The organism is Halomonas sp. PR-M31 (assembly GCF_001039575.1).
Classification (GTDB): domain Bacteria; phylum Pseudomonadota; class Gammaproteobacteria; order Pseudomonadales; family Halomonadaceae; genus Modicisalibacter.
In genome coordinates this window covers 17,902-32,232 of sequence record NZ_JIBT01000008.1, presented here as the reverse complement: position 1 = coordinate 32,232, position 14,331 = coordinate 17,902, and the positions used below count along the sequence as shown (strand labels likewise).

Below are 14,331 nucleotides of genomic sequence, written 5' to 3'. Positions count from 1 at the left end.
ACGGGCCAAAACGCGCTTCACAACAACAATCGGAGAAAGTGCTATGAACAAGCCAATGATGAAAGGCGCCACGATCGCTGCAATGGGACTGTCGACGCTTGCAATCGCGGTAGCGGCTCAGGCTGAACAGACGCTCAATATCGTGTCTTGGGGGGGAGCCTATAGCATGAGTCAGCAGAAGGCCTACAACGAACCTTGGATGGAAAAGAGCGGTGACAAAATCGTCAATATCGATCGTAGCGGCAATGCCCTGGCCGGGCTGCGCGCACAGAATCAGGCCGGTAATGTGACCTGGGATCTGGTCGACATGCTGCCGGCGGATGCGCTGATCGCCTGTGCCGAGGGGCTGATCGAGCCGCTGGATCACGATCAGCTGTTGGCCAAAGCGCCAGACGGCACGCCCCCCACGGAGGATTTCATCGACGACTCGCTGACGGAATGTTTCGTGCCTTCGATCGTCTACTCCAATGTCGTCGCCTTCAATACCGAGATGTTCCCGAAGGACAAGCAGCCCAGCACCATCGCTGATGTGTTTGATCTGGAGAACTATCCCGGCAAGCGCACATTATTGCGCAAGCCCATCAACAATCTGGAATGGGCTCTGGTGGCTGATGGCGTGGCACCGGAAGAAGTCTATGACGTGCTGGAAACCGAAGAAGGCGTTCAGCGTGCTTTCGCTAAGCTGGATACCATCAAGGATCAAGTGATCTGGTGGGAAGAAGGGGCTCAACCGCCGCAACTGCTCGCGGACGAGGAGGTCGCCTTCGGTTCTGCCTACAACGGGCGCATCTTCAATGCCATGGTCACCGAGGACCAGCCGTTCGAGATCATCTGGGATGCTCAGGTTTTCGAACTGGATGGCTGGGTGGTGCCTACCGGTAAGCTCGACAAGGTCAAGGACTATCTCTATTTCGCCACGGATACCCAGCGTCTTGCGGATCAGGCCAAATACATCTCCTATGGCCCGGCACGCAAGTCCTCCTCGGACATGGTATCGACCCATGCGGAAACCGGCATTGAGATGAAACCGCACATGCCAACCTATCCGGCCAATTTCGAAACCGCCATTCCCAAGGACGACGAATTCTGGGCAGACAACAACGATGAGCTGACTCAGCGCTTTAACGCCTGGTTGTCGCAATAGGTTAGCAGCCTAAGTACATTGCCCCGCTCGATCAGTCTTCGAGTGGGGCATTCATCGCAAGCGGTCTTGCGATAAGCCATCCAGATGGAGAGGCCCGCGTGTCCGATTCTTCTACTCCCCCCTTGACCACCGCCGATGGCGTGCCGCTGAAAGTCAGTCTGCGTCGGGCTGTGCGACGCTCGAAGATCAAGGCGCTGCTGTTGGTATCGCCGCTGTTGCTGTTTTTGGGAATCGCCTTCGTCATGCCGATCTTCGACATGCTTTGGCGCAGCGTGGACAACCCGGAAGTCTCGACGACGCTACGTCGAACCGTCTCTGCCTTGAATGACTGGGATGGCGAATCAATACCTGGCGAGCCGGTCTTCGAAGCCTTGGTGGAAGATCTTCAAAAAGGCCAAAAGGAACGTAACCTGGGCCTGTTGTCGAGCCGTTTGAACTACGAAAAATCCGGCATGCGCTCGGCTATCTCTCGCACGGCACGCCGTCTGCGCACGCTTGAACCGCCGTATCGTGAAGCGCTGATCGAGATCAACGATGCCTGGGGTGAGCTTGACACCTGGCAGCTGATTCAACGCGAATCGTCTCCTTATACCTTGTCCTATTATTTGGCGGCGATGGATCGCCAGTTCTCGCCCGAAGGCGAGATCGTCAAGGTGCCGGAGTATTTGCAGATTCATGCGACGCTTTTTTGGCGGACCTTCTGGATGAGTGCCGTCATTACCCTGGCGACCTTAGTGCTGGGGTATCCGATTGCTTTTCTATTGGCCAATCTGCCGCTGCGCCAATCGAATCTATTGATGATTCTGGTGTTGTTACCCTTCTGGACGTCGCTATTGGTGCGCACCACCACCTGGATTGCCATTCTTCAATCCCAAGGGGTGCTCAACGATGTCATGGTAGCCCTCGACGTCATTGCCGATGAGGCGCGCTGGCAGCTGATACACAACAAGACCGGCACCATCATTGCCATGACGCATATTCTGCTGCCGTTCATGATCCTGCCGCTGTACTCGGTGATGAAGACTATTCCGCCAAGCTACATGCGCGCAGCGCGTTCCCTGGGTGGGCGTCCTTTCCTGTGCTTCCGGCGCGTCTATTTCCCGCTGACCATTCCGGGTATCGCTGCCGGGGGGATTCTGGTCTTCATTCTATCCATTGGCTATTACATCACGCCGGCACTGGTAGGTGGCCAGTCCGGGCGCTTCATTACCAATTACATCGCTTACCACATGCAGACATCCCTCAACTGGGGACTGGCGGCAGCGATCGCGTCGATTCTGCTGCTCGTGGTGGTGGTGTTCTATTGGATATTCAATCGCCTGATTGGCGTCGACAAGGTCAAACTGGGGTAACGTGATGGCGCTTCCTTCCTATGCCACGACCGGCGAGCGAGTCTGGCACTACGTCTTCCTGACGCTATGCGGATTGATCTTCCTGTTTCTGATCGGCCCGCTGCTGATCATCATTCCGTTATCCTTCAACGCGGAACCCTACTTCACCTTCAGCGAAGCGATGCTGTCCTTCGATCCGGCGGGCTATTCCCTGCGCTGGTACGAGGATTTCTTTACCTCGAGTGCCTGGCTCAACGCCATCAAGAACAGCTTCATCGTCGGCATCGCCTCGACGCTGCTGGCGACGATACTCGGCACCATTGCCGCCCTGGGGCTCTCGAGCCGCTTCATGCCGGCCCGGGGAGCGATCATGGCGCTGCTGATTTCTCCCATGATCGTGCCGCTGATCATTTCCGCGGCGGCGATGTTCTTCTTCTTCTCCAAGATCAACCTGGCCCAGACCTATCTGGGGGTGATCCTTGCCCACACCGTGCTGGGCATCCCGTTTGTCGTGATCACCGTGACCGCGACACTCTCGAGCTTCGACACCACACTGATCCGTGCCGCCCACAGTCTGGGTGCGAACCCGACGCGCACCTTCTTCAAGGTGGTGCTGCCATTGGTGACCCCTGGAGTGGTATCTGGCGCGCTGTTCGCTTTTATTACCTCGTTCGATGAGGTTGTTGTGGTGCTGTTCATCGCCGGACCCGAGCAGCGCACCATGCCGATCCAGATGTGGTCGGGCATTCGCGAACAGATCAGTCCGACCATTCTGGCGGTGGCGACCCTGCTGGTATTGCTATCTATGCTGCTGCTGGCAACCCTGGAGCTGCTCAGGCGCAGGGGAGAGCGGCTGCGGGGGCTGACGCCAGGTTAAGACTGCACGTTCACGGACGATACTGCTGCATAAAATCATGATCGAGGCGCCGCTTGGTCCGCATCGCCAGGCGCCCCGCCCACCACAGACGTCCCCACAATGCCATGCCGCGACCATCGCCTAGATTGAGTATCGATAGATAGCGGCGCTGGGGCTGAAATGCTTCAAATGGCGTGTTTTTCAAGTGCGCTACGAGATTGTGCAGCAGGATTGGCGCCTGGCGCACGCCGAACACGCCGAGTTTGGGGTAGGGAGAATCCTTCAGCCAGGCGCAGTCGCCTACCGCAAAGATACGATCGTCATAGGGGGTATGGAGCGCAGATGTGACTGCGAGGCCATGATGCGGATGATGCTCCAGGTCCAATTCACTGATCAGTAACGGCGCCACTAGTCCCGTGGCCATGACGATGTGATCTGCCGGAAGCTGCATGCCGTCGTCCAGGGTCAGCATGCCCTGCCGATAGGTAACGGCGCTGGCGGCCATCTCGATCCTCAATCCTCGCCGTCGCAGGCGTTTGGCTAGCCAGGCACTGGCACTGCGAGGTGCATGCTCCAGAAGCCGTTTGCTGGCGCTGATCAGACTGATGTCGAATTTCCTGCCATAACGCTCACTGAGTGCCAGGAGATTGGCGGCAAGTTCGGCACCGGTAGGGCCACCACCAATCACCGCCAGCCGAGGCAGCGGTGCCGAGTCGCCAAGGGCCGACTCAAGCAGTTCCCGTAGTTGGTAAAGATTATCAATGGGTTTGGCGGGCCAAACCCCTTTGGCATCTTCGATACCGCTGATCGAAGGTGCGTCCACGCGGCTACCCAGGTTGAGAGAAAGCAGATCAAAAGGAAGCGGATCGCCCTTGGCCAGATGGAGCAATCGCTGCTCCCGGTCGATGGCTATGACACGATCCGCGATGAAGCGACCGCCGGCTTGCGTGATCAAGGCCGCCGGGTCCAATCGATCGTCATCATCGCTATACTCGCCGCCCAGCATGCCGCTGGCCATACCCGAGTACCAGAAATTGCCGGGGGACAGCAGTGTGACCCCGGCACCGGCATCGATTAATTGCCCGGCGTTTGCCGCGACGTGCAGATGGGCATGTCCCGCCCCCACCAGAACGATATGAGTGGTCTCGGTCATCGAAATGTGTGTTTGAGGGTGGACGTTCAGTCTAGCATGGGGTTTGCCCGGCTGACGCGCCTGGGCCTTGAAACACAGCCCTTTATCCCCATGTTCTAGCCAGCGCTCAGGATCATGACAGCCAATCGCATGCACGCAAGGAGTTTCACTATGGCACGTACCCAGATATTGCCCTCCATTGGTTTAGGTACTTTCCGCCTCAAGGAGCAGGACGTCATCGATTCCGTTACCTCTGCGCTGGAGTTGGGGTATCGCCATATCGATACCGCTCAGATGTATGAAAACGAAGAAGCCGTCGGCAAGGCTATCAAGCAAAGCGGTATACCCAGGGACGAAATATTCCTGACCACGAAAATATGGTGGGATCGTTTCGAGCATGACGATCTCATTGCAAGTCTTGAGGAAAGCTGTCGCAAGCTCGGAGTGGATCAAGTCGATCTGACCCTGCTGCACTGGCCGTCGCCGAATGACGAAGTGCCCATGTCCGAATATCTTGGCGCCTTGAGCGAGGCACGAGAAAAGGGTCTGACCAAGCGAATTGGTGTTTCCAACTTTACCGTTGCCCAGATCAACGAGGCACTATCGATGCCTGGTGGGGAGCACATCGTGACCAATCAGATCGAAGTGCATCCATTTCTCGCCAACCGTAAGCTGGTCGAGCATTGCCAGTCCAAGGGGCTGCAGGTGACGGCCTATATGCCGCTGGCGGTAGGCAAGGTGATGGACGAGCCGGTGCTCAAAGATATTGCCAAGACGCACGATGCCACACCTGCCCAGATTGCCCTGGCCTGGGTCGCTCAGCGTGACATCGTGGTAATTCCTTCTTCGACCAAGCCAGAGCATCAGAAATCCAACCTCGAGGCACTCGATATCAATCTCTCGCAAGATGAGATGACGAGGATCGACAAGCTCGATGCCGGTGATCGTATTGCCAATCCAGATTTCGCCCCAAAATGGGATGAGTAACTGCTTCTAATGCAGTTAGCGTTTTTCTGCAGCGAAAATTCTGTAATGAACTAAAGGAACCGGCCGGTGAAAATCAGCCGGTTCTTGCGGAGTGTCCGTGAGCCAGTCTCAATCCTCTCTTAAACGCCAGCTGTGGCAGCAGACCTGGCCCATGGCCCTCGGCGCCTTGTCCCTACTGGGGTTTCAGCTTGTCGATAGTGCTTTCATTGCGCGACTGGGCACCGCGCCCTTGGCGGCCCAGTCGTTTACCTTTCCCCTATCTTTTCTGATCATCGGTGTCCAGGTGGGGCTGGGTATCGCGATTGCCGCTCTCGTGTCCCGAGCGCTGGGCGCTGGGGAAGCACCTCGAGCAAGGCGTTTGAGTAGCTTGGTGCTGTTGGGCGGCAGTCTGATCGTCGGCGTTCTGTGTCTGCTATTGGGTGCTTTGCAAACACCGCTGTTTCGTCTGCTAGGGGCGGATGAATCGCTGCTGTCACTGATAGGCGAGTACTGGGGGCCACAGCTGCTGGCTGCCTGGGTCGGCGCTCTGCTCTATTTCAGCTATAGCCTGTTTCGTTCCCGAGGCGAGATGCGTTTGCCCGGCAACATGATGGTGCTGACCAGCCTTATTAACCTGGCGTTGGATCCACTGCTGATCTTCGGTATCGGTGATTGGCAAGGACTGGGTCTGCCTGGTGCTGCCTGGGCCACGACCATCGCGTTCGCCTTGGGACTGCTGATAGTCACCCTGCGGCTAAAGCGTACCGACTGGCTCTCGAATCAGGGGTTGATGGAAGAGGCGCGTCAGTCCGCACGACCGTTTGCGGGCATCGCCGGACCTGCCATGATCGGCCAGCTCATGCCGCCGCTGGCAGCCATGCTGGCAACGGCGATCATTGCCTCTCTTGGCGAGACTGCTGTAGCGGCCTGGGGTTTGGTAAGCCGTCTGGAAACCGTATCGCTGATGGTCGTGCTAGCCCTGACCATGTCATTGCCCCCCTGGTTGGGGCGTTGCTATGGTGCCGGCGACTGGCAGCAGATTCGGCGCTTGATGTGGCTGGCGCTACGTGTGGTTTTGATCTGGCAATTGAGCCTGGGACTGCTGATGGCGCTGCTTGCACCTTGGGTGGGAGAGCTGTTGGCAGGCAATCCTGAAATCCGCAGTGAGCTGACCCTATTGATACGAGGTCTACTACCTAGCTATGCCCTGCTGGGCGTGTGCATGGTTGTGGTATCAGCTTCGAACGCACTGGGGTGGCCTTTACGCTCCATGCTGATGTCCGGAGTGCGCTTGTTCGTGTGCTATCTACCCTGTTTATGGCTAGGGGCGCAGTGGGCAGGCATCTTCGGTGTGGCAATAGGCGCAGCGCTCGGGAATGTCTTGGCAGGCGGATTGGCATTCGCGATGTATCGACGCTCGATCGGATCTAGAGGTAGGACAGTTCAAACCACTACAGAGCAATTCACATAAAGAAAAAATCGCCAAATAGGACTTTAAATAAAGCGGGTAATCGTGTTTTTCACCGCTAAAAGAGTGCTATTTTCTTCAAACTGTTCCCTATACTTCTCCACTCGCCAGCGGGCGCCGCTGGCCAGCCGATAATGCATAAAAAATTCCCTTGGGGGCAGTGATGAACGTATTGGTACTTGGCTGTGGCGTCGTGGGTGTGACGAGCGCTTACTACCTGGCGCGACAAGGGCATACGGTTACCGTTCTCGATCGCCAGCCTTCACCGGCCATGGAAACCAGCTATGGCAACGCCGGCCAGGTCTCCTTCGGGTTCTCCTCCCCTTGGGCAGCACCGGGCATTCCACAAAAAGCACTCAAGTGGATGTTTCAAGAACATGCGCCGCTCAAGATTCAGCCGCGCATGGACCCAGCCAAGGCGCGTTTCATGGTGCAGATGCTCGAGAACTGCACCAGCGGGCGCTATGCGATCAACAAGGAGCGCATGGTACGCATTGCCGAGTATAGCCGTACTTGTATCAATGAATTGCGCGACGACACGGGTATCCGTTACGAAGACCGTCAGCGCGGACTTTTACAGCTGTTTCGTTATGAAAGCCAGGTCGATGCCGTCGCCAAGGACATGAAAGTGCTCGAGCAGTGCGGTGTTCGCCACAAGCTTCTCGATGCCACTGACATAGTCAACGTCGAGCCCGCGCTGGCCCGGGTGCCGGGCAAGTTCGTCGGGGGGCTTCATCTGCCAGACGATCAGACCGGCGATTGTCATCTGTTTGCCAATCGTCTCGCGGATTATTGCCGCGATCATCTGAATGTGACATTCCGCTTCGATATCGATATCCAGCGCATCAAGCGCCAGGGCGATCATGTCGAAGGGGTCGTGACTTCTGCCGGGGAGTTCAATGCGGATAGTTACGTGGTGTGTCTGGGCAGCTATTCACCGTTTTTGGTCAAGGATCTGGACATTCGTCTGCCGATTTACCCAGTGAAGGGCTACAGTCTGACCGTGCCGGTCACCGATGATGCTGGTGCGCCTCAATCCACGGTGATGGACGAAACCTACAAGGTCGCCATCTCTCGTTTCGACGACCGTATTCGGGTTGGCGGCACCGCTGAGCTGGCCTCCTATGATTTGAACCTGCTCGAGAAGCGACGTGCCACCATCGCCATGGTAATCGGTGATGTATTCCCTGAAGGGGGAGATATTGCAAAGGCGGAATTCTGGACAGGACTTCGCCCCATGACCCCGGACTCGACGCCGATTGTGGGCGGAACCAGATACCGCAACCTATGGCTCAATACCGGCCATGGCACCTTGGGGTGGACAATGAGCTGTGGCAGCGCTCATCTGCTCGCGGATCTGATGAGCAATCGCCAACCGGCCATTGACCCCAAAGGGCTGGATGTTACCCGCTACACAGCCTGATGTCTCAACGTAGATGAAATGCCTCGATGCCGCTTACCAAGCGGCATTTTTCATGCGGTGATTCCAGTTTAATTAGTGTTCGCTTACAAAAAGTAATACTGCTTCAGCTATTAACCTCTAGTTAAAGAATGGTTAAAAGTTAATACTTCGAATCAAAATGTTGCAAAATATTCATTCTTGTTACCTTGTGTAATTAAAGGCGATGATTATGGCCTAGGATACCCGATGTCATCGAATGCGTGCTTACCGTAAAGCGTGACACATGATGACTATCGAACGTCCAGCAGGTGTCTTCCAGCACGCAGAGGTTGGGAGTCCATAATCACATTACGCAGGGTTTGAAAATGGTCACAAATGATTTCTCCAGGAGTGGTCTTGATCTCAACGACAAGGTAACACTAACTCAACCGACGGCACTGGAATGGGGTCCTGATGGACGACTCTATGTCACCGAAGTCGATGGTAATGTCAAGGTTCTGACCGTCGCCTTTGGCAGCCCCAATCCTGCTGATGAAAATCAGACCAACGCTTTTTATGTCACCAGTGCCGAAACCCTAAACCAGGTCAAGGGTATTACCAATCATAATGATGACGGCACAGATGCCAGTGGTAGCGCGCGGCAGGTGACCGGTATCAGCGTTGTGCCTCGCTACGACGCCGATGGCAACCCGGTGATGATCGACGGCAAGCCTGCGGTCAGCGTTTATGTGACCTCAAGCGATAGTCGCATTGGTGCCGGCAATGATGGTGAAGATTCAAACCTGGATACCAATTCCGGCACCATCACCCGTATCGACCAAACTTCCTCGGGCTGGGAAGCCACGGATATCGTGCGCGGTTTGGCCCGCTCGGAAGAGAATCACTCCCTGAATGGCCTCGAAGTCGTACAAGAGACCAATGAGCAGGGCCAGCTGGTCAGCGAGCGTTTGATCGTGGCCAACGGCGGTAATACCAATACCGGCGCGCCCTCCAATAATTTTGCCGGCCAGCAGGAAACCGCTTACAGCGGCGCAATTCTCGAGATCGATCTCAACCAGTTGAAAACCATGAAAGTGCTGACCGACGCCGATTCGGGACGCAAATACATCTACGACGTGCCGACCCTGGATGATCCTACCCGGGAAGGTGAGAATGACGCCAACGACCCCTTTGGCGGCAACGATGGTCTTAATGGCGGCAAGATCGACCTGAACGGCCCCGTTCAGATCTACTCTGCGGGCTACCGCAATGCTTATGATGTAGAAGTAACAGAAGATGGCCGCGTCTGGACTTACGATAACGGCGCCAACAACAGCTGGGGTGGACGCCCGGTCGGTGAAGCTGGTGAAAGTGGAAAATATACCGACAATGAGCAGTTGGTCAATTTCATCGCCACCAACCTCAATAATGGTGACGGCAATAGTGGCGATAGCATCACTCTGGAAAAAGATTGGGATCCCAAGAACTATGACCAGTTCCATGAGATCACCCGCTCCGACGATCTAAAGGGTCGTGAGCTTTCCGCTGGAAAAGGTGGCGCGGCTACCTATGAGTGGACAGATCCGGATAGCGGCGAAACACTCACGCTAGTATACGGTGGCCACCCCAATCCCACTCGCGCCAGCGGCGGACAGTCCGGGCTGCTCTTTACCCCTGAAGATGGTGTGGAAAACTCCTATTTGATGCTTTCTGACGTCGACAAAAGCGGTGAGAACAGCAGCGACTATGATGTCGTCATGGCTTTTTTGAAGGTTGTCGAAAAAGAATATGACAATGTAAATACTGGCGATTTGACCGGTCGTGTCATTGCTGTAACGCCAGGCGAGCAGTACTACATCACTAAGGATGGCGGCGCCTACCTTGTCAGCGATTATTCCAGCGCGCCCTCTGAAATCAACGGCAAAGAAGTATTGGGTAAGAGCGGCATGCCCAAGGACTTCGATTCGGTGGTGGCCAAACTCAATCCCATCGAAGGTAACTATCTTGAGGGGGGCTACACCGATGGCGCCATCGACTCCGGCAAAGGCTCCATTAACGGTCTGACCGAATACACTTCGACGATCTTCGACGACGCCGATAGTGGAATGAAAATGTCCGGGGCGATTTTCGCTGCGAGTCTCGGTCAAGGCAACTTGACTATCATGGGCCGCGATGAAAACGGCTTGATGAATTCCAAGGAAGGGGGGAAAGGGCCAAGCCTGGCAGCGGAACGCGATGTGGTGGATATTGGCGGTGCACCGCTAGGGCTTGCTTCCATCGGTGACAATCTTGCTGCATTTAATGGGCAAAAGGCCTTCCAGGGCTCGGTATGGGCGACGATCTTCAAACAGGGTGGCCCGGCAATCGAAATACTTCAGCCTGACAACGGCAAGGTACCCCTGGCCGGCAGCATTGTCGTCAACTCCACCGATCGTGACCAGGACGGTGTCGATCATATCAACGATCCCTTTGAGTTTGACGCGGACAATGGCCTGGATCTTGCCGCCGGCGAGCGTATCGTGCTCGACTTCGATCCTACCAAGAGCCCCTATCCCGGAACTATCAACGACACCGGCCTGATGGGTGCCGCCCTGGATGGCAAGACCCCCAACCGTGACGCCAAGACGGAAGAAGAGAATTTCGAAGCGGATCAGCTGGAAGATGGACTTTACGATCTTGGTGGAAATATCATTCCCGGCGGAAATGCCCCGATCTTCCAGATCAAGAAGGTCGTCGGCGGTACCGTGGTAGGAAGTGACAATAGCGCCCGGGACGCCATGCATGTCGGCATCAATCCTGGCGATGATGTTGAAAGCCTGGTGATCAACTCCAAGATCAAGAACTGGATGCCCTCCGGCGAGAGCCTGGTAAGTGGTCAACTCACTGGCGTCATGCTCGGCGATGGCACCCAAGAAAACTTTCTGCGCCTGGTATTTGGCACCATGGTCATCGATGGTGAACTCGCCGCGGGTTTCGAAGTGGGTTATGAAGTCGAGGATACCTACACCACGTTGGCTCGGGTCGCGGTGCCACAGTTGACCGACGGTAGCGTCAGTACCCTTGGACTTCAGCTTGCGGTGAATACCGCCAACGGTTTTGAAGTCGAGGCAGGCTATCGTCTGGGTAACGACAAGATCAACTCAATCGATCTCAATGGTTTCTCCTTGCCGCCCGGCGTGCTGCAGGACATTCTCACTGGCAACCATACCATCACCGATGGCGACACGACGCTACCCTCTGGTGCAGCGGTCGGCTTCCTTGCGGAAACCTCTGCCTTGGATGCGGCAAGTGAAAAAGGCCTCGCCGCAATCGACTTCTACAACCTTGAAATCGAAGCGCGGGGTAACGCGATCCAGGTGGGCACCACTGGCGAAGACGTTGGCGTCGAGGGTACCGATGGTATCGACACCATTGTCTATACCGGTAGCGATGAGGTTCTGGCGCCCCTAGCAGACAACGTCGAAAACTTCGACGGTAGCGGTTCCGATGCGAACTTCACGGTCATTGGTAACGCTGGCGACAATATCTTGATCGCTGGTTCCGGTGACAATACCTTCATCGGCGGCGATGGCGCAGACAGCGTGCGTGGTTCCTTTGCCACCATCGATGGCAGCGTTGTAGAGGATTTCCAACCGGAAGACGATATCCAGATCCTTGATAGCTATTTGACTGGAAAGGATGTCAGCTACCGTGTGGAGAATGGTGTGGTCAAGCTGGTATTTACCGATCCTTCCAGCAAGCAGACCGCTACGATCAGCCTGACGGGTGATCAGTTCAAGGACTTCGACCCAAGCGATGGCGCCAGTGTCTTCAATATCGAGCTGACAAATCAGGGTACCCGTATCACCTACTCTGAAGAGCGCGTGCTGTATCGCATCAACGCCGGGGGTGACGATGTTGCCGCCATCGATGGCGGGCCGGATTGGCTCGGTGACAAGACCACCGGATTCGAATATCTGCTGGGCAATACAAAGAATACCTACAGTGGCAAGGCGACTGACGAGCAGAGCGAAATCGATCTCTCGGGTCTTGGTGACGATATCGTGCCCTGGCAGCTTTACACGAATGAGCGTAGCGACAATACCAACGATGAGCAGATGCTGGAGTATGGCTTCCCGGTAACCTCCGGTGGTACCTACTCGATCACTTTGTACTACACCGAAAACTGGGATGGCATCTTCAATGACGCCGGGGGTCGCTCCTTCGATGTCGCGGTGGATGGCAATGTGCCCGACATCTTCTCTGGCATTAACCCGCTGGCAGAGGCCAAGCAGGCTCTGGGTTCCGAAGCCTCTCAGGATGAACTATTGGGATACGGGCTGTCTCGTACCTATACGTTCACCGCTCAGGACGATGTCATCAATCTGGCATTCAAGCACGGTGCCCAGAATCCCAAGATCAACGCCATCGAGATCAAGCAGCTGGGGCTCAATTCGGCAACGGATACGACACCGCCCCCGGCCGTTGACGTGGCGCCTCAAGTCGATTCTATTCAGGTCGAAGAAGCGACCGACAGTGATAGCAGTTTGCAGGTAAAGGTAACCCTGAATGATGACAAGGGCATCGATGTGGACGCTATCCAGGGGAATGAACTTGTCTTCACCGGCATCGAGCCGGCCTCGGTCGCTCTTGCGGAAGATAACCCCATCACTGTCAGCGCTGATGGCAAGAGCGCTACCATCACCTATGTCATCACCCCACCCCAGGCAACCAATGCCTGGCCCGAGGGCGCCTTCAAAGTAGGTGTCAACGCGGGGAGCTATCAGGACAGCGTCGGCAACGGGACGCCATCCTATGAAACCAGCTTCGATATTGACTTCAGCGAGTCCGATACGGGAGGCGGTACCGATACGGGAAATGATGTCGAGTACGTCTCGATGTTCGAACTGGACTTCGAGACCGCGGGCAATCCGCTGGAAGAAGGCGGCTTCGATGGCCTGCTCGGCGGTATCGATGATGGGGCGGTAGTGACCAGCGTCGAGAATGGTAAGCTGGTGATCAATACTTCCGACGGCGATATCTCCAAGAGTGCAAGCGCCAATGACTTTATCAAGAACGTCGATCTGAGTGATGCATCTCAGGCGCTGGTAGAGATCGCAACCCGCTTTTCCAATGCCTTCCCGGCGGCTCTGGAGGCTCAAGGTCTGTCCAGCGATCAGATACCCAACTACGCGCAACAAGGTATCGTTTTCGGCACGGGCAGTCAGGGTAACAATGAGCTGGTCAAACTCACCCTGGGGGGCAACAAGGGCAATATCGTACAGCTCTGGTCCAATGGCAGTGGAAAAGATCCAGAGAACATCGACGACAAGTACGTCCTCGAGGATCTGCTGGTAGACAAGAGTCAGGGCCTGAAAGACGTTGCCAACGTGGAAATGACGCTGCAGATCGACAAGGCAGCCGGAACGGTTACGCCCATCGTGACGCTGTACGGCACTGATGATGTGGCTCTTGGTGGGCTGCGTGCCAAGGAAACGGATGGTTTCGTTACTGCCAAGGCACAGACGTTGCCGAGTGCGGTACTCGAGAATCTACTCGATTCCGACGTGCCTACCGCCGTTGGCGTGACCTCCAACGATTACAAGACGATGAGCTCTTTCCAAGCGAGCTGGGAGTATCTGAACGTCACTGCTTCCGAAGGCGATGCTGCTTCCAATGATGAGGCGACACCAAGTGCGGTAAAACAGGCGTTTGCCAATGCCAACCTGGAGGCCTCCGAGTCATATGGCGATGGAGCAGTCGGCTCCGCCACGATTACGATCACCCCAGGAGGAGGTGTTCAGAAATCGAACTACGACGCTAATTCTTTCCAGATCACCAATACCGGTGACAAGAAGATTGCAGCGGTCTATTTCGACGTAAGCTCGGCGCTCTACGATGACAGCGTGTTTGATTCGGATGGCAAGGGTGGTGACTCCATATTCAAACCTCTGACTATCGACAGTGCCGGTGCAAGCGGAGTGATCCAGCCTCGGAGTACGAGCACTACCTCCAACCGGGAACCGATTCGGAACCGAAAAACGACTCGGTGAATGGCGGCTTCAAAGGCGCGA

At 55.8% G+C, this 14,331-nt stretch carries 8 protein-coding genes; 7 read left to right on the top strand and 1 reads right to left on the bottom strand.

Annotated elements, in window-relative coordinates:
- Positions 1 to 43 precede the first annotated feature (43 nt).
- The 3 genes from CH74_RS03220 (at position 44) to CH74_RS03210 (ending at position 3,352) form a co-directional block, all read left to right on the top strand.
- The gene (locus CH74_RS03220) at positions 44 to 1,144 is read left to right on the top strand and encodes an extracellular solute-binding protein (RefSeq protein ID WP_216594703.1); all 1,101 of its coding nucleotides are present in this window, start codon (positions 44 to 46) and stop codon (positions 1,142 to 1,144) included.
- 98 nt (positions 1,145 to 1,242) lie between these two features.
- Positions 1,243 to 2,496 (top strand): ABC transporter permease, encoded by a 1,254-nt coding sequence (locus CH74_RS03215; RefSeq protein ID WP_048306047.1) that lies wholly within the window; start codon positions 1,243 to 1,245, stop codon positions 2,494 to 2,496.
- A 4-nt stretch (positions 2,497 to 2,500) separates the two neighbouring features.
- A complete protein-coding gene (locus CH74_RS03210) occupies positions 2,501 to 3,352 on the top strand; it encodes an ABC transporter permease (protein ID WP_048306046.1) in 852 nt (283 codons plus the stop codon).
- Between the two features lie 10 nt (positions 3,353 to 3,362).
- Here CH74_RS03210 and CH74_RS03205 read toward each other — a convergent pair whose 3' ends face one another.
- A complete protein-coding gene (locus CH74_RS03205; protein ID WP_053070605.1) occupies positions 3,363 to 4,619 on the bottom strand; it encodes an NAD(P)/FAD-dependent oxidoreductase in 1,257 nt (418 codons plus the stop codon).
- Between the two features lie 15 nt (positions 4,620 to 4,634).
- Here CH74_RS03205 and dkgB point away from each other — a divergent pair, with 15 nt between their 5' ends.
- The 4 genes from dkgB to CH74_RS03185 all read left to right on the top strand — a co-directional run bounded on the left by dkgB (position 4,635) and on the right by CH74_RS03185 (position 14,310).
- A complete protein-coding gene (gene dkgB, locus CH74_RS03200; protein WP_048306045.1) occupies positions 4,635 to 5,450 on the top strand; it encodes a 2,5-didehydrogluconate reductase DkgB in 816 nt (271 codons plus the stop codon).
- 97 nt (positions 5,451 to 5,547) lie between these two features.
- Positions 5,548 to 6,900: an MATE family efflux transporter gene (locus tag CH74_RS03195; protein WP_253272920.1), complete on the top strand. Its 1,353-nt coding sequence runs from the start codon at positions 5,548 to 5,550 to the stop codon at positions 6,898 to 6,900.
- Positions 6,901 to 7,060: 160 nt separating this feature from the next.
- A complete protein-coding gene (locus CH74_RS03190; protein ID WP_048306044.1) occupies positions 7,061 to 8,320 on the top strand; it encodes a D-amino acid dehydrogenase in 1,260 nt (419 codons plus the stop codon).
- Positions 8,321 to 8,664: 344 nt separating this feature from the next.
- Positions 8,665 to 14,310 carry a malectin domain-containing carbohydrate-binding protein gene (locus CH74_RS03185; protein WP_048306043.1) on the top strand — a complete coding sequence of 1,882 codons (5,646 nt, stop codon included), beginning with the start codon at positions 8,665 to 8,667 and terminating at the stop codon, positions 14,308 to 14,310.
- Positions 14,311 to 14,331: the final 21 nt, after the last annotated feature.